Origin of the sequence: Syntrophothermus sp. (genome assembly GCF_013314835.1) — a bacterium.
GTDB lineage: Bacteria > Bacillota > Syntrophomonadia > Syntrophomonadales > Syntrophothermaceae > Syntrophothermus > Syntrophothermus lipocalidus.
This window is the reverse complement of sequence record NZ_JABUEX010000010.1, coordinates 1-23,422: the sequence shown is the minus strand read 5'-3', so window position 1 is coordinate 23,422 and position 23,422 is coordinate 1. Positions and strand designations below refer to the sequence as shown.

Annotated in this window: 22 protein-coding genes and 1 pseudogene; 17 read left to right on the top strand and 6 right to left on the bottom strand. The window is 53.2% G+C overall.

Translation table 11 applies throughout. The annotated features are described in order from the left end of the window. Positions 1 to 461: 461 nt before the first annotated feature. The 14 genes and pseudogenes from nifH to HPY90_RS04760 all read left to right on the top strand — a co-directional run bounded on the left by nifH (position 462) and on the right by HPY90_RS04760 (position 14,027). Positions 462 to 1,289 (top strand): nitrogenase iron protein, encoded by an 828-nt coding sequence (gene nifH, locus HPY90_RS04830; protein WP_287191867.1) that lies wholly within the window; start codon positions 462 to 464, stop codon positions 1,287 to 1,289. Positions 1,290 to 1,301: 12 nt separating this feature from the next. Further along, the gene (locus HPY90_RS04825; protein WP_287191864.1) at positions 1,302 to 1,619 is read left to right on the top strand and encodes a P-II family nitrogen regulator; all 318 of its coding nucleotides are present in this window, start codon (positions 1,302 to 1,304) and stop codon (positions 1,617 to 1,619) included. Positions 1,620 to 1,639: 20 nt separating this feature from the next. Further along, positions 1,640 to 2,005: a P-II family nitrogen regulator gene (locus HPY90_RS04820; protein ID WP_287191861.1), complete on the top strand. Its 366-nt coding sequence runs from the start codon at positions 1,640 to 1,642 to the stop codon at positions 2,003 to 2,005. Positions 2,006 to 2,018: 13 nt separating this feature from the next. Next, the gene (locus HPY90_RS04815) at positions 2,019 to 3,467 is read left to right on the top strand and encodes a nitrogenase component I subunit alpha (RefSeq protein ID WP_287191859.1); all 1,449 of its coding nucleotides are present in this window, start codon (positions 2,019 to 2,021) and stop codon (positions 3,465 to 3,467) included. Continuing rightward, positions 3,464 to 4,945: a nitrogenase component 1 gene (locus HPY90_RS04810; RefSeq protein ID WP_287191857.1), complete on the top strand. Its 1,482-nt coding sequence runs from the start codon at positions 3,464 to 3,466 to the stop codon at positions 4,943 to 4,945. The genes HPY90_RS04815 and HPY90_RS04810 overlap by 4 nt, the downstream gene beginning before the upstream one ends. 171 nt (positions 4,946 to 5,116) lie before the next feature. Further along, a pseudogene (locus HPY90_RS16095) lies at positions 5,117 to 6,315 on the top strand (nitrogenase component 1). 2 nt (positions 6,316 to 6,317) lie between these two features. Beyond that, a complete protein-coding gene (locus tag HPY90_RS04795; RefSeq protein ID WP_287191849.1) occupies positions 6,318 to 7,133 on the top strand; it encodes a radical SAM protein in 816 nt (271 codons plus the stop codon). Positions 7,134 to 7,230: 97 nt separating this feature from the next. Continuing rightward, positions 7,231 to 7,998: a molybdate ABC transporter substrate-binding protein gene (modA, locus tag HPY90_RS04790; RefSeq protein WP_287191846.1), complete on the top strand. Its 768-nt coding sequence runs from the start codon at positions 7,231 to 7,233 to the stop codon at positions 7,996 to 7,998. 34 nt (positions 7,999 to 8,032) lie between these two features. Continuing rightward, positions 8,033 to 8,728, top strand: a complete 696-nt coding sequence (gene modB, locus HPY90_RS04785; RefSeq protein ID WP_287191844.1) for a molybdate ABC transporter permease subunit — start codon at positions 8,033 to 8,035, stop codon at positions 8,726 to 8,728. A gap of 3 nt (positions 8,729 to 8,731) precedes the next feature. Continuing rightward, complete coding sequence (locus tag HPY90_RS04780; protein ID WP_287191842.1) at positions 8,732 to 9,406, top strand: ATP-binding cassette domain-containing protein; 675 nt, start codon at positions 8,732 to 8,734, stop codon at positions 9,404 to 9,406. Next, the gene (locus HPY90_RS04775; RefSeq protein ID WP_287191839.1) at positions 9,394 to 10,134 is read left to right on the top strand and encodes a type 1 glutamine amidotransferase; all 741 of its coding nucleotides are present in this window, start codon (positions 9,394 to 9,396) and stop codon (positions 10,132 to 10,134) included. The genes HPY90_RS04780 and HPY90_RS04775 overlap by 13 nt, the downstream gene beginning before the upstream one ends. A 477-nt stretch (positions 10,135 to 10,611) precedes the next feature. Next, positions 10,612 to 12,012, top strand: a complete 1,401-nt coding sequence (locus HPY90_RS04770) for an ammonium transporter (protein ID WP_287191836.1) — start codon at positions 10,612 to 10,614, stop codon at positions 12,010 to 12,012. 38 nt (positions 12,013 to 12,050) lie between these two features. Further along, on the top strand, positions 12,051 to 12,389 hold the full coding sequence (locus HPY90_RS04765) for a P-II family nitrogen regulator (protein WP_287191833.1): 339 nt from the start codon (positions 12,051 to 12,053) through the stop codon (positions 12,387 to 12,389). 399 nt (positions 12,390 to 12,788) lie between these two features. Continuing rightward, entirely contained in the window at positions 12,789 to 14,027 is a 1,239-nt protein-coding gene (locus HPY90_RS04760) for a DUF7309 domain-containing protein (protein ID WP_287191831.1), read from the top strand. 465 nt (positions 14,028 to 14,492) lie between these two features. Here the strand turns inward: HPY90_RS04760 and HPY90_RS04755 are convergent, their stop codons facing one another. Together HPY90_RS04755 and HPY90_RS04750 are read right to left on the bottom strand one after the other, a co-directional pair. Then, the gene (locus HPY90_RS04755; protein ID WP_287191828.1) at positions 14,493 to 15,920 is read right to left on the bottom strand and encodes an amino acid permease; all 1,428 of its coding nucleotides are present in this window, start codon (positions 15,918 to 15,920) and stop codon (positions 14,493 to 14,495) included. 267 nt (positions 15,921 to 16,187) lie between these two features. Next, on the bottom strand, positions 16,188 to 16,412 hold the full coding sequence (locus HPY90_RS04750; RefSeq protein WP_287191825.1) for a hypothetical protein: 225 nt from the start codon (positions 16,410 to 16,412) through the stop codon (positions 16,188 to 16,190). 288 nt (positions 16,413 to 16,700) lie between these two features. Between HPY90_RS04750 and HPY90_RS04745 the strand changes: the two genes are divergently transcribed. Beyond that, positions 16,701 to 17,000, top strand: a complete 300-nt coding sequence (locus HPY90_RS04745) for a pyridoxamine 5'-phosphate oxidase family protein (protein WP_013176260.1) — start codon at positions 16,701 to 16,703, stop codon at positions 16,998 to 17,000. Positions 17,001 to 17,075: 75 nt separating this feature from the next. Here HPY90_RS04745 and HPY90_RS04740 read toward each other — a convergent pair whose 3' ends face one another. From HPY90_RS04740 to HPY90_RS04725, 4 genes are all read right to left on the bottom strand, one after another. Continuing rightward, the gene (locus HPY90_RS04740) at positions 17,076 to 17,564 is read right to left on the bottom strand and encodes a PaaI family thioesterase (RefSeq protein WP_287191819.1); all 489 of its coding nucleotides are present in this window, start codon (positions 17,562 to 17,564) and stop codon (positions 17,076 to 17,078) included. Positions 17,565 to 17,678: 114 nt separating this feature from the next. Next, positions 17,679 to 18,872 carry an electron transfer flavoprotein subunit alpha gene (locus tag HPY90_RS04735; protein ID WP_287191818.1) on the bottom strand — a complete coding sequence of 398 codons (1,194 nt, stop codon included), beginning with the start codon at positions 18,870 to 18,872 and terminating at the stop codon, positions 17,679 to 17,681. Positions 18,873 to 18,986: 114 nt separating this feature from the next. Continuing rightward, entirely contained in the window at positions 18,987 to 19,769 is a 783-nt protein-coding gene (locus HPY90_RS04730; protein ID WP_287191815.1) for an electron transfer flavoprotein subunit beta/FixA family protein, read from the bottom strand. Then, positions 19,766 to 20,932, bottom strand: coding sequence for an acyl-CoA dehydrogenase family protein (locus HPY90_RS04725; protein ID WP_287191812.1), 1,167 nt, complete (start codon positions 20,930 to 20,932; stop codon positions 19,766 to 19,768). The genes HPY90_RS04730 and HPY90_RS04725 overlap by 4 nt, the downstream gene beginning before the upstream one ends. 407 nt (positions 20,933 to 21,339) lie before the next feature. On the opposite strand from HPY90_RS04725, the gene HPY90_RS04720 reads away from it, so the two are divergent. Then, a complete protein-coding gene (locus HPY90_RS04720; protein WP_287191809.1) occupies positions 21,340 to 21,540 on the top strand; it encodes a hypothetical protein in 201 nt (66 codons plus the stop codon). 127 nt (positions 21,541 to 21,667) lie between these two features. Beyond that, complete coding sequence (locus HPY90_RS04715; RefSeq protein ID WP_287191947.1) at positions 21,668 to 23,194, top strand: cobyric acid synthase; 1,527 nt, start codon at positions 21,668 to 21,670, stop codon at positions 23,192 to 23,194. Positions 23,195 to 23,422: the final 228 nt, after the last annotated feature.

The following is a 23,422-nucleotide window of genomic DNA, read 5'->3' as shown; positions in this document are numbered from 1 at the left end:
GGGCCCTCACCCCGAGGCTTAGTGGAGGCTTAGTGCGGCGGTTTTGTAAGACAGTATTTACTTATAAGGTGCGTTCGGCCGACGGTGGCTTTGGGCTTGCTTCGCTAACGGACCTAATGTATACACGTATACTTGTCAAGGAGATATTGTCTTTTGGATGAGTAGTGAATAAAATGAAATCATAATACAACCGCAAAGACATTCGGCAGATGTTACGGCGAAGCAGCCTAAACGGGATGAAGAAGTCCCCCTCAATGTGAGCGGGGACTTTACGTTTCGTGTACTTCTGCCAGAGCGAAACAATATAGGCCGGGAAACGTGCCGAAGCGTGACCGGTACGCAGCGATGCCCCTGTTTGAGGAACGAGGTAGTTCCGATAAACGGGGGCTTTGTGTTTCCTCAAAGACCTTCCAATGGAGCGAAGATTACAAATTTCTTGTCGGAAAGGGAGATGGTGTTGGATGACCAGAAAGATTGCGATTTACGGCAAGGGTGGCATCGGCAAGTCCACCACCCAGCAGAACACGGCAGCCGCACTGACCTACTTCTACGGGAAGAAGGTTTTGATTCACGGCTGTGATCCTAAAGCCGACTGTACCCGCATGGTGCTGGGAGGGAAGCCGCAGGAGACCGTAATGGATACCCTGCGGGAACTCGGTGAGGATGCAGTTACCCTGGAAAAGGTGGTTAAAACCGGTTTCTGCGGCATCAGGTGCGTGGAGTCCGGGGGGCCGGAGCCCGGTGTGGGTTGCGCCGGAAGGGGTGTGATCACCGCCATCAACCTGATGGAAGAACTCGGTGCCTACACGCCCGATCTGGATTTTATCTTCTTTGATGTGCTGGGGGATGTGGTCTGCGGTGGCTTCGCCATGCCGGTCCGGGAAGGAAAGGCAGAAGAGATATACATCGTTGCATCGGGCGAAATGATGGCCCTTTATGCGGCAAACAACATCTGCCGCGGTATGGTGAAGTATGCCGAACAGAGCGGGGTACGCCTCGGCGGAATCATCTGCAACAGCCGCAATGTTGACGGCGAGAGGGAATTAATGGAGGAATTCTGCAAGAGAATCGGAACCCAGTTGATTCATTTTGTTCCCCGGGACAACATCGTGCAGAAGGCGGAATTTAGTCGGCAGACGGTGACGGAGTTCGACCCTGACTGTAACCAGGCCAGGGAGTACAAGGAACTCGCCCGGAAAATTATCGAGAACAAGATGTTCGTTATCCCGAAGCCTATGACGATGGACGAGATGGAAGCCCTTGTCGTGAAATACGGACTTTTGGATTAGGAGGGAATAGCTATGAAAATGATACGCGCTATCGTACGGCCGGAAAAGGCCGAGGATGTGGTCGACGCCCTTGCTGAGGCGGGGTTTGTGGCCCTGACTAAGATGGACGTCGTCGGCCGGGGAAAACAAAAAGGGATTCACGTCGGCAGCGTTTACTACGACGAACTCCCCAAGGTAATGATTCTGATGGTTACGGAGGACGAAAATGTGGAGAAGGTTATGCAGATCATCACGCAGGCGGCGTTTACGGGAAATATCGGTGATGGAAAGATATTTGTCAGTCCCGTGGACGAAGCCTACACCATCAGGACGGGAAGTAAAGGGCTATAAGGGTTTGGAGGTGAGGTTCAATGAAAGAAATAATGGCGGTTATCCGTCCGAAGCAGATGACCAGAACAAAGGAAGTGCTGGCCGCCCTGGGTTTTCCGGCCCTGACCGCCTGGAGAGTGCTGGGGCGTGGAAAACAGAAGGGGCTTGCCGGAGAGGTATCCTTTGAGATCCAACCGGAGCTAATGAAGCAGGATGGGGGTATGAAATTTGTCCCAAAGAGGTTGATCTCCCTGGTTGTAGAGGATGAGGACGTCCCCCTGGTTGTCGCTGCCATTATCAAAGTGAACCGGACGGGTGCAATAGGTGATGGCCGCATCTTCGTCTGTCCCGTGGATGATGCCGTCCGGATCCGGACGCAGGAAAGGTCGTCAGAAGCGATTTCGTGAAGGAGGAAGGACTATGCCTCTTGTCAACATGAAGTGTGATGAGAAGATCCCAGAACGAGGAAAGCACATTTACATACACGATCCGGAAAACCCGGTAATTCCCGCCTGTAACATCAAGACCATTCCAGGGGATATGACCGAACGAGGCTGTGCCTTTGCAGGCTCGCGGGGCGTTATCGGAGGGCCGATCAAGGACGTCATTTGCATGGTGCACGCTCCGGTGGGGTGCGCCTGGTTCACCTGGGGGTCGCGGCGCAACCTGTCCGATCTCCATGCCTGGGCGACGCAGACCCGGCTTACCAATGTCGCCTTCAACCGCCGTTACTGTGTTGTTACCGATATGCAGGAACGGGACGTGGTGTTCGGCGGGATCAAGAAGCTTAAGGCCTCCTGCCTGGAAGCATTCCGGCTCTTTCCGGAAGCGCGGGGCATGATCATCTTTACCACCTGTACCACCGGCCTCATCGGTGACGACGTCCAGGGGGTGGCCAGACAGGTAGAAAAGGAGGTCGGAAAGCCGGTGTTCACCGCCGAGTCTCCCGGGTGTTCCGGGGTGAGCCAGTCCAAGGGCCACCACGACTTTAATATCCAGTTTTACCGCCAGATTAACGCCCTGCGGGAACGCCGCCCGGAGCTGAAGATGCGGGAAGAGGAAAAAACGCCCTACGACATCTGCCTGATCGGTGAGTACAACATGGACTGGGATCTGCAGACCATCCGTCCCCTCTTTGAAAAGATCGGTGTGCGCGTTGCTGCAGTGTTCTCGGGGAATGAGCGTATTGAGAACCTGATCAAGATGCTGGACGTAAAGCTCAACGTTGTTCACTGCCAGCGCTCTGCTGAGTACATCGCTCAGATGATTAAAGACGGGTATAATACCCCGTTTATACGGGTTTCTCTTTTCGGCATTGAACAGACCAGTGAGGCCCTGCGTGAGGTGGCGGCTTTCTTTGGCCTTGAGGAAAAAGCGGAGCAGGTCATTGCCGAGGAGAAGGCCCGGGTGGAAAAGGCTCTGGCCTTTTACAGGGCCAGACTGGCCGGCAAGAGGATCGCCGTCTATGTAGGCGGCCCGCGGGTCTGGCACTGGATTAAGCTGTTGGAGGAGCTGGGCATGGAGGTTGTGGCCGGTGCCTGCACCTTTGCCCACGAGGATGACTACGAAAAGATCAACGCCCGGCACAAGGGGGGGATCTTGGTCATTGATGCCCCGAACGAGTTCGAGATCGAGGAGATGCTGGTGACCCTCAAGCCCGACCTTTTCTTGACCGGGCTTAAGGAGAAATACCTGGCCCGCAAGATGGGGATTCCCACGGTAAACTCCCACTCCTACGAAAAGGGGCCCTACGCGGGGTTTGCCGGTATGGTGAACTTTGCCCGGGACATCTACCAGGGTATTTACGCACCGGTGTGGCGCTTCCAGGGCGGCCTGCCGGAGGTGGAAGAGGAGGTTGAAACAGAATGAGGTTGAGAGAAATACCGGTAGACGGCATTCCGTACGACAGGCTGTGTGTCGAGAAGATTCCCGCCACCCCCGAGTACGTCCCGCGCGATCCGGAACTGGTACCGGCATCAAACCGGTCGGTGGTTGTAAACCCGAACCGTATCTGCATGCCGATCGGGGCCATGTGGGCGGTGCTCGGGGTACACCGGGCAATCCCCTTTGTTCAGGGGGCCCAGGGCTGCACCACCTACGCCCGCTACACCTTTTGCCGGATCTTCAAAGAGCCTGCCACCATTGCCACCGCCTCCTTCCACGAGGACGCCGCGGTTTTTGGGGGGCGTAAGAATGTGATCGAGGGGATCCGCAACCTGGTGGTACGCTACTGGCCTGAGGTCATCGGGGTTGTGACCACCTGCTCCAGCGAGATTATGGGGGATGACATGGTGAGCTTTTTGAAAGAGGCCAGGGCGCGGCTTAGCAGGGAGATCGGGGAAAAAAAGATGGAAGAGATCGCCATCGTCCTGATCAACACCCCGAGCTTCGCCGGTTCCCACGTGGAGGGGTACGACCGGGCGTCCAGAGCTTTTTTGGAATCACTGGCAACCACCAGGGACGTGCCCTCGGAACGGGTGAACATCATTCCGGGGATGTTGTACCCGGGTGACATCCGGGAGATCAGGCACCTGCTTGAGGAAATGAACGTGGAAGGGACGGTACTGTTCGACATCTCCGATACCCTGGACGCCCCCCTGAACCCTCCGCAGGAGATCCCCTATTACCCGCCTGGGGGCACCCCTGTGTCCGAGATCAGGCAGATGGCCAATGCCCGGGCGACCTTTGCCCTGCAGCCCCATGCCGGGGGAAGCGGGGCGCACTACCTGGAGCGAAAATTCGGTATACCCGCTTTTATCGGGCCTGTGCCGATCGGGGTAGCCGCCACTGATGCCTTTCTTCAAAACTTGAGCCGGATTACGGGGCGTGAGATACCGGCGTCGCTGCGAGACGAGCGCGGGCGCCTGGTGGATGCCATGGCCGATACCCTGCACCACACCATGATGAAGCGTGTCGCCATCTTCGGCGACCCCGATGTGGTCATTGGGATGACCAGGTTTGCCTGTGAACTGGGCATGACGCCCGTTGCGGTGTCGTCGGGAACCCCGAGCAAAACCTTTGAAAGCGAGATGGAGTCAATATTTAGTGAATACCGGGAGCTGTTCCTGGCAGAGCCCAGGGTATTCAACGGCGGTGACCTGTTTGAGTTCGAAGAGTATTTAAAAACCCTCCCGCGGATCGACTTGATACTCGGCCATTCAAAGGGGGTTGATATTTCCAGGGAACTGGAAGTTCCCCTGGTGCGGGTTGGCTTCCCGATCTACGACCGGTTCGGTTACCAGAAGAAGCCGGTAGTGGGGTACCGTGGGTCGGAACTGCTGCTTTACGAAATAGTTAACGAACTCCTGGACTACCGCTATCCTGACGACCGGACGCAGCAGCTTTAGTGATGTAAGAGCGAGGTGAAGAAAGTGCTGGGCGCAGAGAAGCTTTTACCGGAACGGCGGAGGCACGTGGTGACCAAAGGTGATGGTACGGCGGTTCTTCCGGAATGCGGCAGGCCCACCGTGCCGGGGCTGGTGTCGGAGCGTGCCTGTGCCTTCTACGGGGCACGCTGGATGCTGGCAGCCATCCCTGATGTCATTCACCTGGTGCACGGCCCGGCAGGTTGCGCCTATTTCGGGAGCATCGTGCGCCGGAAGAGCTACCGGGTGTTTTCCACCCAGCTGGAGGAGCGCGACATCGTATTCGGGGCAGGGGAGAAGCTCTACCGGGCGGTGCTGGATGCCGTTACAGCCGATCCCGGTGCAAGGGCGGTGCTGGTCTATGCCACATGCTCCGCCGGGCTGATCGGAGATGACCTGGAAGGCATCTGCAAGCGTGCCGCCCTGGCTGTCGGCCGCCCTGTTGTGCCGGTGAACTCCCCCGGTTTCTGCGGTTACAGCCAGGCGGCAGGGCACGATATCGCCGCCGGGGTGCTGCTGGAGCATTTCATCGGTACCGGGAAGGCCCAGGAACCGGTTGCCAACGGTGTGAATCTCCTGGGCGAGTTTGATGTGATGGGGGACCTGGGGGAAATCGAGAGGCTGCTGCAGCAGTTGGGTCTGAGAATCCTCTGCGCCTTCTCCGGCAGGGCGGCGACGACGGCTATGGCCGATGCCCACCGCGCCAGGCTCAACATAGTTCACTGCCGTCGCACCGGGCAGAGACTGCCGATGCCATGCAGGAAAGGTTCGGCACGCCGCAGTTGAAGGTTTCCTTTTTCGGTTTTGAGGAGACTGCATCTGCCCTGCGCTCCATCGGAAAGTTTTTCGGATCGGCCGGGGTGGAGGAGATCGTGGAGCAAGGGCGCCGGGAAGTTGGGAACGCGGCTCCCTTTTTGAAGAAACTGGCCGGCAAACGGGTGGCCCTGTTTTTCGGAGCTTCCCGGATAGGAACGATGGCCAGGGCCTTCGCCGAACTGGGGATGGAGGTGGTCATGATCGGGTCCCAGTTCGGTTGCCTGGAAGATTACGGGGATGCCGGGGCCAGGGTGCGGGCGGGTACGGTTCTGATCGACGATCCCCCAGAAAAGGAACTGGAAGAGTTCATCAGGAAACACAGGCCCCACCTGTTCGTGGGGGGCACAAAGGAGAAGTACCTTGCCACGAAACTAGGAGTTCCCTTTCTGGTTTTTCCTCAGGAGATGAGTTCCTTCGCCGGGTTCCGGGGGTTTGTGAACCTGGCGCGGGAGGCGGCGGGTCTGGTTGGCGCTCCCGTATGGCGGCTGGCGCGGTGTGAAAGATATTACCGTACTTTGCAAACAGCGGAGGGATGAGTATGTACAGCGATATTGAGCAAGATATTGTTCACGAACACCCGTGTTTGAATAAAGCGGCAGCCAAGTGGTTCGGTCGCATCCACCTGCCGGTGGCGCCGGAATGCAACATCAGGTGCCGCTACTGCACCAGGGTCTACGACTGCGCCAACGAAAACCGTCCCGGTGTAACCAGCCGGATTATTGGTCCCGGCGAGGCACTGCAACTGGTCACGGAAGCGGTTGAGCGCGACCCTCGCCTCCGGGTGGTAGGGATAGCCGGCCCCGGTGATCCCCTGGCTAATCCTGAGACATTTGAAACGTTGGATCTGGTACACGAGCGATTTCCTCATTTAATCAAGTGTGTCAGCACCAACGGCCTTTTGTTGGAGGAGTGCCTGCCCCTGCTCAAGGCTGTGGGGGTAAAAGCGGTTACCGTGACTGTAAACGCGGTTAACCGGACAGTTGCGTCTTTTATTTACGGCGATATTTGCTACCATGGCGAGATCTACCGCGGCGGTTCGGGCGTCGATCTGTTTATGGAGGCGCAACGGGCGGGGATAAGAATGGCGGTGGAGGTGGGTATGGTTGTGAAGATAAACACGGTGTACATTCCCGGGATTAACGACTACCACTTGGTGGAGGTGGCCAAGTCGGTAAAGGCAGCAGGAGCACAAATCATGAACGTGATGCCGCTTATCCCCCAGGGCGAGTTCGCGGGACTGCCGCATCCCGACAGAGAACAGGTCCGGCTTACCCGGCGGAATCTAGCTCGCTTTATCGGACAAATAGATCACTGTCGCCAGTGCAGGTCCGACGCGGTGGGTATGCTGTTGTGAGTTGGGAGATCGGGTAGCACCTGGGTATTGTCCCTTCCCGGTGTCCTGATGCTTGGTGGGGGGATATGGCGGTCAGCAGGGAAAGGGTGAATACTTGATGGTGAGAATTAAAGCCTGGCATGCGTTAGTCTTGGTCCTTCTTTTCACAACGGCGGGATGCGGACAGGGGAAAGAAGAGATTACGGTATCGGCACCTATGAGCTTGAAGGATGCATTGGAGGAAACCAAAAAAGGTTATCCGGCCAAAAATGTCGTGATCAACTTGAACTTCGGTGCGTCGGGGGTTTTACAACATCAGGTTGAAGAGGGAGCGCCCGTTGACGTGCTCATAACAGCCGACCAGGAGCGGATGAAAGATCTGGAAGGGAAAGGGCTTGTTGACCCTTCCTCGCGGAAAGACTTTCTTACTAACGAACTGGTGCTCATCACCCCAAAAGACGTCAAGATAGTTGAGAACTTCAGGGACTTGTTGAAGGCGGGAGTCGAGAAAATCGCTATAGGCGATCCTGGAGTTGTGCCTGCGGGTAAATACGCCAAGCAGACGTTGGACAGTTTGAATCTGTGGGATGAGCTGAAACACAAGCTGGTCTTAGCCAAAGATGTTCGCCAGGTTCTGCATTACGTTGAAACCGGCAGTGCTGATGCCGGGCTCGTGTACCTTTCTGACGCTTATTCTTCAAGGAAGGTGAGAGTGGCCGCTATTGCCGGCAAGGATTTGCACCAAGAAATTGTTTATTCAATTGCTATTCTGAACAATAGCCGTAATCAAAAAGCCGCCTCGGATTTTGTTCACTACCTGACAGGGGCGGAGGCTGCGAGCGTCTTTGCCAAGTACGGCTTTTCCCCCATATCTGTTCAACAGTGAGATTTTCGTAACTGTTGCCCAAGGGGTTAAGAACATGATGGTTGAAGATGTCTTGATTCCAATCCTCCTATCTTTAAAAATAGTCCTCGTCGCTACGGCGTGTGTTTTTGTGGGGGGCGTGTTCCTGGCTCGTCTGCTGCTAACACAAAACTTTTTTGGAAAGGAAGTAATCGAGTCACTGCTCCTTCTCCCGATGGTGTTGCCTCCGACGGTTACAGGGTTCGGTCTTTTGGTTCTTTTTGGCAAACACGGTCCTTTGGGAGTGCTTACCCGTTTTCTATTCGGAGCACAGGTGCTTTTCACGTGGGGTGCAGCGGTGATAGCTGCCGTGATCGTGGCCTTCCCCCTGATGTACCAGAGCGCCCGAGCAGCTTTTGAAAAAGTTGATGCCAGGCAGGAACAGGCTGCACGAACACTGGGAGCAGGGGAGCTCAGGGTTTTCTTTACGATTACATTGCCACAGGCGTGGCCTGGTATCCTGTCAGGTTTGGTACTAGCGTTCACCCGTGCCTACGGGGAATTCGGCGCAACTCTGATGGTGGCCGGGAATATTCCGGGTAAGACTCAAACCGTTCCCATGGCCATCTACTTCGCGGTGGAATCGGGGAATTACCGTGTTGCCGTTCCCCTGGTAGCAGCCACCGTCCTGATTTCGCTTGGCGCGATTCTTTGGTTGAAAATCTGGTCGAAAAGGAAATTCTGGTGTTATACGGAAAGAAAGATGGGATGAAGCATGTTGACTGCCTGTTTCCGTAAAAGGTTGCCTGTCTTTACGTTAAACGTTAGCTTCGCCGTTGAGGAAGAGATCCTGGTTTTGGCAGGCCCTTCCGGCTCCGGCAAGACCACCATCCTGGAATGCCTGTGCGGGCTGCAAAAACCGGAGGAAGGCAGAATCCTCCTGAACGACAAGATTTTATATTCATCCGATGCGAGGATCAATCTTCCTCCTTCCGAGCGCGGAATCGGGTATATTTTTCAGGATTATGCTCTTTTTGAACATATGACGGTAAAGGATAATATCCTGTATGGCGTAAAAAGAACCCGCCGTACGGGAAGAGACGAACGGCTTCCTGCGGTTTTGGAACGGATGGGGATCGTCCACCTGATGGACCGCTACCCCATTCAGTTGTCAGGCGGTGAAAGGCAGAGGGTGGCACTGGCCAGGGCGCTGATGACCAGACCTTCGATCCTGTTGCTGGATGAACCGCTGGCGGCCCTGGACAGGTGCTTGCGAGAAAAAATGCGGCAGGAACTGCGGGAGCTGCATCGCGCATGGCAGATCCCTTTTATCCTTGTAACCCATTGCTGCTGTGAAGAGCAGCTGGCGGATAAAATTCTGCGGCCCTTGGAGGGCCCGGATAACGTGAGTTGGGCAGAAAGAAAGGAGGATGTCCTGTGCAAGCATTAGTAGTGCAGCATGTGGCCTGCGAAGGGCCGGGTTTGCTTCAGGATGTACTTGTTGGAAAGGGCTGGGGTCTTGACATCAGGTGCATGGACCAGCCTGGGGCAAATCTGCCGGAAAGCGTGGGGAACCATGATGCCTTCGTGATTCTTGGGGGGCCGATGGGAGCTTACGAGGAAGAGAGTTATCCTTATCTTCTCCGGGTGCAGGAGTTGATACGGGAAGCGGTAGCACTACGCCTACCCGCCCTGGGAATCTGCCTGGGTGGCCAGCTGATTGCCCGGGCGCTGGGAGCAAAAGTGGAGCCGAACCCGGTCAAGGAGATCGGCTGGTACAAGGTTCGCTTGACTTCGGCAGGCCGGCTGGTGCCGCTATTCACTGGCATGCCGCCCGAGTTGTTGGTTTTTCAGTGGCACGGCGATACGTTTGCTTTACCCAAAGGTGCGTTTTTGCTTGCCACCGGTGATTCGTGCTTTAATCAGGCATTCGTCTACGGGGCGCATGCTTACGGCGGTTACGCATGGGGGCTTCAATTCCACCCGGAAATATCCCCAGAAATGATCGAGGAGTGGGTAAAGTTTAATGCCGACGAGCTTGCCGATTTCGGTGGTCCGGGAGCAGGGGACAGAATTCTCCAGGAAACTAGGCTGCGATGGGAAAAGATACGGCCCTTCCAGGAGCTTTTACTCAATAACGTCGAAGAAGTCTTGCGTGGTACCAGACCCACGAACTGATTTATCGAAGTTCTCTAAAGTATACGTGTATACTTGTAAAAAAGGGTTGTATTTCTGAGATAATCGAGTATTATTTTATATAAATTATTCGATACGGCGAGGCAGCCGGCAATTGGGATGAGGAAGTCCCCGAAAAATTCGGGGATTTTGCATTTCCACCGTCGGCCTTGGCCAAACATTTGCACCGGAGTCCGCACAGCAGCGGAACCGGCCAGGCAGTGATGCCCCTGTTTAGGAACGCAGAGGTTCCTAAAACAGGGGTTTTTCACTTTTTAGCATCGCGGCATAAACAGCGAGGTTAGCGATGCTCTGTCAGGGAACGATGATGTTTCTAGCTGGGGTTTGCTTGGGAAAAACCTTGGCCCTGAAAGGGGGGATTTGGAATTAGCGGGCATCATAAAGAATATCGGAAGAAGGGGGGGCTGGATACTCTGTCAATTAATACACGGTGCAATTTGTCTTGAAGGGGGTAAAAAGATGAAAAAGGCGCGAACCTTTCTGTTAATCTTGAATATCCTTCTTGTGGGACTGCTCCTTTTCGGCTTTGCCTCGATTGCCCTGGCGGCCGATCCCACCGGAGCGGAAACCTTAAAGGAAAACCCGGAAGCCCCCGTAGACTACGTGTGGGTGCTTGTCTCCGGATTTCTAGTCTTCTTTATGCAGGCGGGATTTGCGATGGTGGAAACTGGGTTCTGCCGGGCGAAGAACGCTACGAACCTGCTCAGTAAGAACCTGATAGACTTTGTCGTGGCTTCTCTTGTGTTGTTCGCTGTGGGTTACGGATTCCTCAAGGGGACGGACGTGGCTGGATTTATAGGAATGGGGAACTGGTTTTTGCATGGGGATTCCTATGATGTGGGAATTTACCTGGATTTCTTCTGGCAGCTTGTGTTCTGTGGTACGGCTGCAACGATCGTTTCCGGAGCGGTTGCCGAGCGGCTTAAGTTCCCTGCTTACTTGATCTACACCTTTTTTGTCAGTCTGATTATTTACCCCATCTATGCCCACTGGGTATGGGGCGGCGGTTGGCTTTCTAAGCTGCCTTTGGGATTGGGGCATTTGGACTTTGCAGGCTCTGGTGTGGTCCATACCATTGGCGGTATGGTTGGCCTGGCTGGTGCCATGGTACTCGGGCCGCGGTTCGGCAAGTACGGGCGTGACGGCAAACCGCGCCCCGTTATTGGACATAATATGGCGCTCGCCGCGCTGGGTACCTTCATTCTGTGGTTTGGTTGGTTCGGGTTTAACCCGGGCAGCACTTTCAGCGCGCACCACCTCAGGATCGCTGTTGTGGCCGTAAACACGAACCTTGCAGCGGCGGCAGGTGCCCTGACGGCACTCATTACCGTTTACATTAAAACCCGGAAGTGGGACCTGGGCATGGCCTTGAACGGTACCCTGGGCGGTCTTGTAGCCATTACGGCGCCTGCAGCCTGGGTAGAGGCCTGGGCAGCCGTGGTTATCGGAGTGATTGCAGGGCTTATTGTTGTGGGAGGAGTATACTTTTTGGAATCCCGGGGGGTCGACGATCCTGTGGGCGCGGTGAGCGTTCATGGTTTCAACGGGATATGGGGTCTCTTAAGCGTCGGATTATTTGCAGACGGCACTTACGGTGTTTATTCAATCGAAAAGCCCTTCGTTACCGGACTCTTCTACGGCGGAGGTTTCGGCCAACTAATCGCCCAGCTCATCGGTGTAGTGGTTGTGGTGGTATGGGCTTTCGGATTAGGTTATATACTGTTCAAAGTGATGGATATGATCTTCGGCATCAGGGTATCTCCTGAGGAGGAATTGGCTGGTCTGGATGTCCTGGAGCATGGGACTCCTGCCTATCCGGAGTTTCAACACCGGCGCACGACCCTGATAAATGCATCGTAAGGGTTTGAAATTAAATATGGGAGAAAGGAGGGCTTTTCTTGTTTAAGTTAGAAATCATCGTCCGAGAAGAAAAACTTGAGGAAGTCATTGAAGCACTCGGCGAAGTTGGTTACCCAGGGCTCTCGATTGCCTCAATCGAGGGGCGGGGTCAGCAAAAGGGGTTGCAGGAGCAATTCCGTGGGCGTGCTTACACGATTCCCTTTCTTCCCAAGAGAAAGATAGAGGTTTTAATCAGGGAAAACGATCTGGAAAGGGTTAAAGAGACTGTAATCAAAGCAGCCAGAACCGGAGAGCCCGGTGATGGAAAGATCTTCATCACGCCGGTAGTGGATGTAATTAGAATTCGCACCGGAGAGATGGGGGAGAGCGCGATCTAAGCGGTTCCCGGTTTCAGCCGACCCGCCAATCTAACACGACTTAACCGATCAAAATGGTGGGTGGTCAGGTGTTAAGATACCTGGTGTCAGGAATGGCAATGGGTGGGCTTGTCACCATTCGAGGTAATCAATGGTCTACAAGTACCGTCGGCCGTGTGCCCAATTGGTGCTGATTTCAAGGATCACTGCCCCAATTAGCCTTGGGGTGACTCCCGCCTCAGAAGAGGCGCGGATTACTATTACATCGACAACAGTAAAAAGGCACCTCGATTTTGGTGGTGGAAGGCGTTGACTGCGATTATAACTACAAGAAATATTTCAGGGCCGGTGTTTGAAGACCGGCCTGAATTGTTTGTAGCCGGACGAAAACTCGGCCATTAGATTAAGGCGGCTGTGTTTGTGAAGAAGTACAAGAACTGCTGCTTGAAGCAGGAAGAAGAAAAACAAGGAGCGGGCAATCCAGCACGGGAGCTTGTGGATACCTTTGACCCGGATGAAACTCTTTGGATGAAGAAATTAGAAAAGCAGTTCGACGACCTTCCAAAAGAACAGGGGGAAAAGCGGCAGAAACTGACAGGAACCAGCAGGACCAGGCTTGATGAAAGGATTAATCGGGAGATAATGGACGGGTTGGTTAAGGCTTTTCTCAGGTTTGTCGAGCTTAGTCCGTGGCAGTGGATGAGTGACATAGACCTTTTTGCAGTGCAGGTTCCCGGCGAAGAAGAACTCACTTATGCGTGCGTTCTCGGCAACGCGGGAGTTGTATACGGATTGGCCATATACCCTGGAGATGACGGTATTCAGTATTACCTGCGGCAGCGTGCAGTAGAGGAGATGGGCCCTTTGAGTGCGTTTGACGAGTATGGGCCCAGCCTTTTACTTAGCTTGGGCGACCGGGAAGAGCTTTTGCCCGAAGAACGAAAGACTCACAGGGAACTGGGCTACAGCTTCCGGGGCAGGGAAGCCTGGCCGGTTTTCCGCAGTTACAGCCCAGGCTATTATACGTGGAAACTGACTGCCGATGAGATGCGCTTGGCAACCGTCGTTTTGGAACAAAGCATCCAATTTGCCCTGCATTGCAAAAAGCACCGCCGCCAGTGGAACAATAGGATAGAGCAGGATACGATACCGTGGTGTGCGGCCGGCTATAGCTTGGAGGAGATGGAGAAGAAGCTACGATGGATGCCCTTGCCGGAGATGCGGCACCGGGTTGAAGTAGTACCCGCAGACGAGATCCTGATTAGAAAGGTTAGAGACGAGGTGTCCCGCCGTCAGAGAATATGGGAGCTTGACTGGTTCTACAGCCCCATGCCAGTGCGGGAACGCAAGCATCACGTTCCGGTACGGCCGTTGATGTTAGCTATTTGCGATCACGAGACCGGGTTAGGGCTGGATTTTGAATTAGTTTACCGCGAGGAAGCAGATATTGCGGGATTCGTGGTTGAAACCATCCGGGGACTTAAGAGGCGTCCCCAGGTGATAATGGTCAACAGTCCATTCAAAGCCTTGTCTGTTTACAAGCTGTTTTCGTTGCTGGGGTGCGAAGTTCGGGTTGCCGATCACATGATGATGGATAGTTTTAAGGATCGTGCCGCAGACAATAGCGGAAAAGCAGGAGGAATGTTTGTGTCTCGGTGAGATTGAACTAGTAGGAGCTACTTACCTTGATAACCACCGGATCTCACAGGTAGCTCTTGTCGCATCAGGTGACGGTACGGACAGTAGTATGAAGCCGAGATACACGTTGGAAATTACGAGCGAAAACGGCTTTTATGAACTTGTGGTCGAGAATAGCGGATATCCACGGATGTGCGATGTTCAGCGTAGTTTTAGCCAGGTTGTTTGGCAAACGATTCGTTTTGATGGACAGGTAGGCGGAAGATTAGGTGAAGAGAATCTCCGACTAGCATGTCGAGCAGTTAGTGTCCTTGAAACCTTCAGCTGATCTAGCGCAAGGATGCTAAAAGGGGATTGAAATCCGACAGTGTATTCGTATTTGCGTTTAACTCTTTAATACACGGGCTGAAGAAAGCAGGTATAGAGATAACGGGGACAACGGTCTTGCTTCACGAAGAGAGCACAATTATAATTACGCGAAATATCTCAGGGCCGGCGTTTAAAGACCGGACGGATTTGTGTGCGCGCGGATGACAATTCATTGGTTTGGTTTAATAGGCTGTATTTATAGCCATACCCAAAGTAGATAACGATTTGTAATGCAAGCCACACCGTGAACCTTATCCAGGTCAGGCGTGAAAGATTGAAGGCCAAGTATGCGGACACAAGGGCTGAAAGAACGGGAAGATATGGACTAAACGGAGTGTGGAATGGCAGCTTTTCAGGAGAGATCTTCTTTTCCAGGGCTAGAACCGCCAGAGAGGTAATGAAAAAGGCACTGAGTATTCCGATGTTGGCCATTTCGGCTATAGTGGCTATGGGGAGGAAGCCGCCTACTAGGGAGACGAAGAGTCCGACCCCGATGGTTATGCGGTAGGGACTTTGGTAAACAGGGTGTACGGCAGCCAGCCATGACGGCAGTAGGCCATCCCGTGCCATGGCGAACAATATACGGCTCTGCGCGAATATGGTGGCAAAGAGGACGCTCGCAAGGCCGGCCAGGGCGCCTAGGGAAACCAGGAGTGAGCCCCAGCGGATCCCTGCCGCAAGCAGGGCCTGCGCGATAGGAGCAGCTGTGTCAAGGTACTTGTAGCTGACGAGACCGGTCAGCACAAGGGCCACTAAGATGTATAGTATGGTGGATATACCAAGCGAAGCGATGATCCCTACAGGAAGGTTACGCTGCGGGTCCTTGACTTCTTCGGCTGCGGTAGCCACGGCATCGAACCCTATATAGGCAAAAAAGACAACGGCAGCACCCTTGATGGCACCCAGTACGCCTAGGGGGAAAAAAGGCTGCCAGTTAGACGGGTTGATTCGAGACGCGCCTACTGCTAGGAAAACTAGCACTACGCTTAATTTAATCATAACTACAACTCTATTGAAGACAGCACCTTGCCGAGCCCCGCGTATCAAGAAATAGGTCATGAAGAGAGGGAGCAGGATTGCAGGAAGATTGATAATGCCTCCCTGGGCTGGCGAAGACATAATCCCGGCTGGCAGGTAAATCCGGGCGGCGGCGAGGAGGCTGGCGAGGTAAGCAGACCAGCCCGAAGCGACTGCTCCGGCAGCTACTCCGTATCCCAAGACAAGACTCCAACCTACCATCCATGCTAGAAACTCGCCCAATGTAACGTAGGCGTACGTATAGGCACTGCCGGCTGAGGGTACGGCGGCTGCCATCTCCGCATACACCAGTGCTGCTAGGGCAGCCGCAAAACCGGAAGTTACAAAGGACAAGACCACGGCCGGGCCAGCGTAGCGGGCAGCAGCGATTCCGGTCAGGACAAATATCCCGGTTCCGATTGTAGCCCCTATTCCCAGAGCGGTCAGATCCAGAACCCCCAGGCTTTTGGAGAGATTACGGTAAGCAGGGTCGTTTTGTTTCCGGAAATCTATCTGCTTGCAGCGCATAATGCTCAGTTTAACCACCTCTTCTAGCCTTGTTTTGCCCGGCATCAGCAATAATATTCAGGAAGTTTTTCATGCCGCGCAAAAGTCCGAATGATGGTTTTGGCGATGATGTCAAAAAGGGGTTTTTCTCCGTTCCTGTGTGATAGGTTTCCCGGGATCCATGATTTCAGGGCTTCTACGGGGGCGTTGGTGGGAAACTGAGATAAGGCTTGGAAATGAGCACAGCGTGACAGGAAAGCGGCTCCCCGTCACGCTGTAAAGGGCAGGTCAGTCCTCGATGTAGTAGCGGGCGTTGCAGCCCGGGCATTCGATGTATTCGCCTTTATCGTCTTGGTGGAGACAACCTTCGCCTACCGTAACCACTTCTTTACCCTGGGCATCTACCGAGGTCATGTTCATGTCCGGGCAGTAAACCCACTCCCCGCAGTTCTCACAGTACAGGTCCTCCGTTAAAACCTTCTGCTTCTTTACCCGATATTCGGCCACCCTCATCCCTCCCTCGCTTGATGATTAAACAATACTCCCGTGTGACCTATTTCGCGACGGCAACCGAAAATCCTGCTCGAGTTTTGGATAGACGGAGATACGGTTAAATGCCCGGGGCAGCAGCATCTCTCAAGACAGTTCGAGTCAATCACTATGAGGTCTGTTTCAATTGTCGGCTTACAACCAACCTGGATCACCGATGATAACTTAATAATTTTTGCAGGAGGACAATTGTTTATACTATAATTAAAATTATTAGACATATTAATATTCTGGCGAGGGAGGTGAAACGGGTTGTTGACTCAAGAAATCAAAGATGTTGTTACCCAGTCGCCTTTCATTCCGATCACCACGGTCTCCAAGGATGGACAACCCCACCTGATCGTGGCAGGTAAAGTAAAAGAGATTAGGGGCGACGACACCTTGGTTTTCGGTGTTTACAAGATGGTAAAGACTAGACAGAACCTAGCCGAAACCGGAATCATGCAAGCAGTAGCAGTAGTCGGCAAAAAGGGTTACCGTTTCAGTGGGAAAGGGTACTCGGAAGACAAAGAAGTCATCTTAAAAGTGGAAAAGGTGGATTCGCTGCTGTAAGAGCAGCAACGAGCTGATGAACCTTAGAATAGAGCTGTCCTCGGGTACAGCTCTTTTTTGTGCTGTCTTTGCTAGTTATGACAAGAACTTAGGAGGCAAGGGATCAGACTCTAAAAAAGAAACTACGTCGGCCGAAATTGATCTTCCGGCAAGCACGATCATTTTCGAGTTACCTCGAGCTATTAACTTGCCATCTTGATCGTTTACTGAGGCCAAAGCTAGGCATACCGTCTTACCACAGCGGATACTTTTCCCTTCAACTACTAGTCTTCCTTTCTGGGCCGGCGCGACAAAATCTACGGTAACATCGAGGCTAGTAATACCTATTTCTTCCGGCAAATCACAGTAAACGGCCCAGTAGGCAGCGGTGTCGATGAGCGAAGCGTAAAGCCCACCGTGCACGCTGCCGAAGGGATTAAAGTGTTTTCTTTCCAGGTCTACTTCAAGACGGCAAAAGCCTTTGCCTAGGGCACACACCCTCATGGACAACAACTGAAAGTACGGGCTGCGATTCAAAAGAGGGATCAGCGCCTCAATATGACGAGGATTAACCATTTTGCTCATGGCCAGACCTCAAGGGTAAGATTTGTGAGACCATTATAACCTACTTCTCACAACTCTGGTACAAAAAACTATATATAATAGAATTATTCTTATCCCTCCAAAGAAGGTCCGCGCTCAAACCTCAGGATTGGAGAGCTTGTTGATCAAACGAGGCACTATTTCAAACAGGTCACCGACAAGCCCGTAATCAGCAACCTTGAAGATGGGAGCCCTCGCATCCTTATTGATGGCAACGATGGTACTTGCAGACTGTATGCCTACCAGGTGTTGTACGGTGCCCGAAATACCGCAGGCTATGTACAGCCTAGGGGCTACGATTTTACCGGTTTGTCCTACTTGGTATTCGGACGATATCCACCCTTCATCCACCGGGCCCCGGGAAACCGCAAGTTGCCCGCCTAAAACCCGGGCCAGTTGTTCCAGGAGCTTCAGACCCTTGGATCCGCCAACACCGCGTCCCCCGGCTACGATGATGTCGGCTTCCTCGAGTCTTACATCAGGCTTGTTCGAAGGGATAAAACCTAAGATATTCGACAAGCGAAACCGCGGCTCTGGACACGGCCAGTCTATAATTTCTCCCGCCCGTGAATAATCGGCAGGAGGCTTCTTGATAACGCCTGGGCGGACCGTGGCCAGCTGAGGCCTGTGGTTAGGGGTAAGGATCGTGGCCATAATGTTTCCACCGAAAGCGGGCCGGGTTTGCAGGAGATGGCCGGTGGAAGGTTCTATAGCAAGGCCGGTACAGTCGGCGGTTAAGCCGGTTCGCAGCCTGGCAGCTACCCGGGGAGCCAGGTCCCGACCGTTATACGTGGCACCGAACAGTATAACTGAGGGATGATAACGCTTGGCCAATTCATCCACTGCGGCTGCATATAATCCGGTTTCGTAATACTTCAGCTCTTGAGAGGAAATCCTCCACACCTTGTCGGCTCCATGGGCGATAGCCATCTCAGCCAAACCCTCAAGTTCATCGCCGATTAAGATGCCGGCCACTCTCTCTTTGCGGGTGTCGGCTAGTTCTCTGGCGATCCCTAGCAACTCAAGGCTCACCGGTTTAATCTGCTTATCCGAAATCTCAAGCCAGACCCACACGTCTCTAGCCTCAGAGGCTACTCCCGCCTTCATTTCGGGACGCGTAATCACAATTGCTCCAACTGGGCATTCGTGAGAGCAGGACCCACAAAGGTTACAGGTATCCGAGACCACTGGCACGTTATTCACCAAGGTAATGGAGTCAAAAGGACAGGTTTCGACACAAATGCCACAACCTATGCACAAAGTCTCGTCTATGGTAATCAAGTTACTCACCTTCTATCTCCATAGTTTCTAAACCCAGATTCTCCAAGCCGGGCGTTGACGCAGGCCGGGAGTTCACACGGGCTGGGGCTGAAAATAGAGTATCGCCTGTAACTGGGATAATATTTACGACATGCCTTGTTGGGTCAAGATACTAACCAGCCAGTCGCTTAGATCCTGCGGACCTCCTTGGCGGATTTGCCCTCGCCGGGAATGGTCAGGATAAAAAACCTTCCGCACTTGCGTAGGAGATCCGGCCAGCCCAACGCGTTCCTGGTAAACCATTATGTCATTCTTAGTCCAGACCGTAACGTGTGCTCGATTTGCAGCCATCCTTCCCTTTATGGTCGGCAGCCTGGGTTCGTTTATGTTCTTGGTCACAGTGACCAAGGCAGGTAGGGAAGCATGCACTTCGAGATGACCGCCTTCTTGTTCCCGCCACGCACGTATCTCGTTGCCTTCCAAGATGACACGATCGACGCTCGTCAACTGAGGAATGCCCAACCATTCCGCCAGTTCAGGACCTACTTGAGCAGTATCACCGTCTACTGCTTGTTTACCGCAGATAACTAACGCAAAAGGCTGCAATTGTCTGATAGCCGCGGCTAGTGTATAGGAGGTTGCTAAAGTGTCTGATCCCCGAAAGGCGGGGTCAGAGAGGAGAATGCCCTCGTCAGCTCCCATCGCCAGGGCGTCACGCAGGCACTCTTCTGCTGACGGCGGCCCCATAGAAATGGCGACTACTCTTCCTCCAAACTTTTCCTGCAGGTCAAGAGCGGTTTCCAGGGCATGAAGATCATAAGGGTTCATGATAGCCGGAACACCTTCGCGCAGAAGGTTGTTGGTTTGACGGTCTATTCGGATATCAGATGTGTTCGGAACTTGCTTGATACATACAATCCATTTCATCGACTTACACCCCCGCCCAACAAATTCCTAGCGATGATGTCCAGCTGGATTTGCGTGGTGCCCCCGCCGATCTCGAGAATTTTATAATCCCTGAGCGAACGCTCAAGCGGATACTCTTTCATCATTCCATTGGCGCCGTGAATCTGCACGGCATAATCGGCGTTTTTCTTCAGAGCCCGGGCCAGGAAATATTTGGCCGATGAAGCCTCGGTTGGGGCCGGGACCATACCCTGATCTATCATCCATGCTACTCGGTAGCACATAAGCCTGGCTGCGTCCAGTTCTACCTTCATTTCAGCCAGCATGTGCTGGATAGCCTGAAATTCCGCGATTGGTCGCTTGAACTGTATTCTTTCTTTGGCATACCTGATACAAGTTTGGAGGTTGTATTCCATCACTCCAAGAAAGAACGAAAAGTTGGCTCTTTCCCATTCAAGGATCTGGTGGGCTATAATCTTAAACCCTTCACCCTCGGCCCCAAGCCGGTTCTCTACGGGAATTTCGCAGTCGCTGAAGATGAGCTCTGAGGTAGGGGAACTGCGGACTCCGAGCTTATTGAGTTTCTTACCTCGGAAAAATCCAGGGAAGGAACTTTCCACTAAGAAAACGCTGATACCGCGGGGCCCCAGGTCAGGATTGGTAGAGACGAAAACCAGGCACAGGTCAGCAATCGGCCCGTTGGTGACAAATGACTTGGTGCCATTTACGATGTAATAATCACCGCGGCGGACGGCTTGGGTTCTGATACTGCCGGCATCCGACCCGGCATCCGGTTCGGTTAGGCAGAAGGCGCATATAAGGTCGCCGTTGGCAATCCGAGGCAGGTAGCGCTTCTTTTGTTCTTCGGTACCGAATTTCATAAGGGCTACCGAACCGAGAACCATACTGACTGCCCAGGATAACAAATGGCCGGCAGCAGCTCCACCGCGTCCCGCTGCTTCCAGGCACATATAAGTGTCGAGGGCCCCTAATCCGGCACCTCCATATTCGGTAGGGATTGGGAGACCGCAATAGCCGAGCGAAGCCATTTTTCGCCATATCGGCGCCGGTATGAACTCCTGCTTCTCGTCGCACTCTGCAGCAATAGGGGCAAGATAACGGCGGGAAAACTCCTCAATATCTTTCATCAAGGTCTTTTGATCAAGCGACAATGCAAAATCCATTGGTCTTACCTCCCCCACTGAAAAGAGTTAGAATAGCACGCTGGATAAACCTCTATCTTTTTCGGTTTTCCAGCTATTTAGTTAAGGAAGCCCTGTAAACCAATTTCCCATATAGTCACCTCCTTCGGGTTTTTCGGCTATTTGGTTAAGGAAGCCCCCAGATGGTATTCTCCAGGCTATAGCCGATATCCTTCTAAAATTAGGGTGCTGTCTGTGCATGCCCAACCAAGGCGTAGTTTTGTAAAGGTGCGGGCGCAAGCGATTGGTCCTAATTTTGGCTTGTTACTCCGACTAAAGCAGGCTATCATTATATCAGTGACGCCGGGAACGAACACCTGCCGTTTAGCGTTGCTTGTTCTTTCTTAGATACTCTGTTCAATCCTTTAATTTCTTTGGAGTGCGGGGTGATGGGAGTGGATTGCAGGTACCATCCGGGAGAAGAAACTTGTGAACAGTGCAAGCTGTGCTGGACACCGATATGTTTGGAGTGCCTAGATATGGCCTTGAGCGTAGGGTACAGTCAGATATGCCCTAAATGTTTGAGGGCCTTGGGAATAGAGTTTGAAGACATCATAATACCGCCAAGGGGTAGGATTTCCGATCAGTAGAGCTGGCTATGGTCAGTTTTGTAAAGGCAACCTTTTAGTATTGAGCTTTCTAAGGGGTAGAACAGAGAGAGAACTGCGTGATCAAGACGGCTGAGGGAGGGTGTACTCGATATTGGCCAAGAACATAATGGTACAGGGAACCGGCTCTTCCGTGGGCAAGAGCCTTATCGTTGCCGGTTTGTGCCGGATAATTAAGAGCGCCGGTTACAAAGTGGCTCCATTCAAAGCTCAGAACATGTCCCTGAACTCCTATATCACCGCTGAAGGGGGAGAAATGGGTCGGGCTCAGGTCGTGCAGGCCGAAGCCAGCGGGATTGAACCCTCGGTTTTGATGAACCCAATATTGATTAAACCTACCGGGGACATGAGTAGCCAGGTAATAGTTTTGGGGAAAGTTTACCGGCAGCTAGGGGCCGAAGAGTATTATAAAGTGGTTCCAGAACTAGTAGAAACGGTGAGACGAGCCTATCAAGAACTGGCAGCCCAGTACGATGTCATAGTTTTGGAGGGGGCCGGCAGCCCTGCCGAGATAAACCTCTATCACCGGGATGTGGTTAACATGGGTATGGCTCGGATGGTAGACGCCCCGGTAGTCCTGGTAGGGGATATCGAAAAAGGTGGGGTTTTTGCATCAATTTTTGGTACAGTTTCGCTGCTCCCTGAGGAAGACCGGAAACGGGTCAAGGGTTGGGTTATCAACAAATTCAGGGGATCATTACCTATACTCGAACCGGGGATAAAGGATCTGGAACGGATGATGGGCATCCCCTGCCTAGGAGTGATACCGCACGTTAAGCTTGCTCTAGATGAAGAGGACGGAGCGATAGAACTCTTGGACAACCGTACGGCTATACCGGTTTTCAGAACGGACGAGACAGGGCAAAACACGGTGGTGGCCGTCATCCGCTTGCCTCATATTTCCAATTTCACCGACTTCGATGTTTTTGCTCACCTCCCTGATACCTCTGTGGTTTATGCCAATCATCCTTCCCAGCTGGAAAACGCCGATATCGTGATCCTGCCCGGGAGTAAGAATACCATCGGTGACCTGACTTACCTTGAAAACGCCGGGTTTGTAGAGGCTATCATGAGGCATTACTGTGAAGGCGGTTTCATTATAGGGGTGTGCGGCGGTTACCAGATGCTGGGCAAAGAGATACACGATCCTCACCATACGGAGAGCCGGCAAGAGAAGATAAAAGGATTAGGACTTTTAGACATTGTGACCGTTTTTGCACCGCAGAAGACAACGGCTCAGGTGCAGGGCCATTTCTTGCCTTCCGGCTGTCCGTGGACGAAAAAACTAGCCCGGCGGCATTTCCGGGGCTACGAAATTCACATGGGGGTGAGTCATTTGGGCCCGGAAGCGAGGCCGCTATTGTGCTGTGTCAAAAACGATGGCTCTCTCTACGAAGACGGGACTTTCAGTACTGATGGCCGGGTGCTGGGGAGCTACGTGCATGGTCTTTTCGATGACCCGGTCATAGCCGCTGAGATCGTTAACCATGTCCGGCGCAGCCGCGGGTGGCAGGAGATAAGTTGCGGTAGTTTAGACTACCGGTCGGCGAAGGAACGGGAATACCAGCGATGGGCCGATATCGTGGCTGCCAGCCTGGACATGGACCGGGTTTTTGAATTGATTTTTAGACGCTGATTAACGAAAAATTTGAGTAACGGCCACAGATGCACACAGATGAGCACAGATTTGCACAGATGTTTGTTAGACGCTGATTAACGCAGAAAGACCCAGGACTGCCCTGTAGGTAAGGCGCAGACCTCTATGAAGCTAAACAGTGTTACCACTAGAGAACGAAAATGAGAGGGTGTTGGGCTGGCGAGTCATACGTTACTCGATTCGGCTAACACTCGTCTCAATTCTGAG

Excerpts from the sequence above, each read along its gene's own strand:
- nifH (WP_287191867.1), top strand. The coding sequence starts at position 462 with ATGACCAGAAAGATTGCGATTTACGGCAAGGGTGGCATCGGCAAGTCC.
- HPY90_RS04825 (WP_287191864.1), top strand. The coding sequence starts at position 1,302 with ATGAAAATGATACGCGCTATCGTACGGCCGGAAAAGGCCGAGGATGTG.
- HPY90_RS04820 (WP_287191861.1), top strand. The coding sequence starts at position 1,640 with ATGAAAGAAATAATGGCGGTTATCCGTCCGAAGCAGATGACCAGAACA.
- HPY90_RS04815 (WP_287191859.1), top strand. The coding sequence starts at position 2,019 with ATGCCTCTTGTCAACATGAAGTGTGATGAGAAGATCCCAGAACGAGGA.
- HPY90_RS04810 (WP_287191857.1), top strand. The coding sequence starts at position 3,464 with ATGAGGTTGAGAGAAATACCGGTAGACGGCATTCCGTACGACAGGCTG.
- HPY90_RS04795 (WP_287191849.1), top strand. The coding sequence starts at position 6,318 with ATGTACAGCGATATTGAGCAAGATATTGTTCACGAACACCCGTGTTTG.
- modA (WP_287191846.1), top strand. The coding sequence starts at position 7,231 with ATGGTGAGAATTAAAGCCTGGCATGCGTTAGTCTTGGTCCTTCTTTTC.
- modB (WP_287191844.1), top strand. The coding sequence starts at position 8,033 with ATGATGGTTGAAGATGTCTTGATTCCAATCCTCCTATCTTTAAAAATA.
- HPY90_RS04780 (WP_287191842.1), top strand. The coding sequence starts at position 8,732 with ATGTTGACTGCCTGTTTCCGTAAAAGGTTGCCTGTCTTTACGTTAAAC.
- HPY90_RS04770 (WP_287191836.1), top strand. The coding sequence starts at position 10,612 with ATGAAAAAGGCGCGAACCTTTCTGTTAATCTTGAATATCCTTCTTGTG.
- HPY90_RS04755 (WP_287191828.1), bottom strand. The coding sequence starts at position 15,920 with ATGCGCTGCAAGCAGATAGATTTCCGGAAACAAAACGACCCTGCTTAC.
- HPY90_RS04750 (WP_287191825.1), bottom strand. The coding sequence starts at position 16,412 with ATGAGGGTGGCCGAATATCGGGTAAAGAAGCAGAAGGTTTTAACGGAG.
- HPY90_RS04740 (WP_287191819.1), bottom strand. The coding sequence starts at position 17,564 with ATGAGCAAAATGGTTAATCCTCGTCATATTGAGGCGCTGATCCCTCTT.
- HPY90_RS04730 (WP_287191815.1), bottom strand. The coding sequence starts at position 19,769 with ATGAAATGGATTGTATGTATCAAGCAAGTTCCGAACACATCTGATATC.
- HPY90_RS04725 (WP_287191812.1), bottom strand. The coding sequence starts at position 20,932 with ATGGATTTTGCATTGTCGCTTGATCAAAAGACCTTGATGAAAGATATT.
- HPY90_RS04720 (WP_287191809.1), top strand. The coding sequence starts at position 21,340 with ATGGGAGTGGATTGCAGGTACCATCCGGGAGAAGAAACTTGTGAACAG.
- HPY90_RS04715 (WP_287191947.1), top strand. The coding sequence starts at position 21,668 with ATGGTACAGGGAACCGGCTCTTCCGTGGGCAAGAGCCTTATCGTTGCC.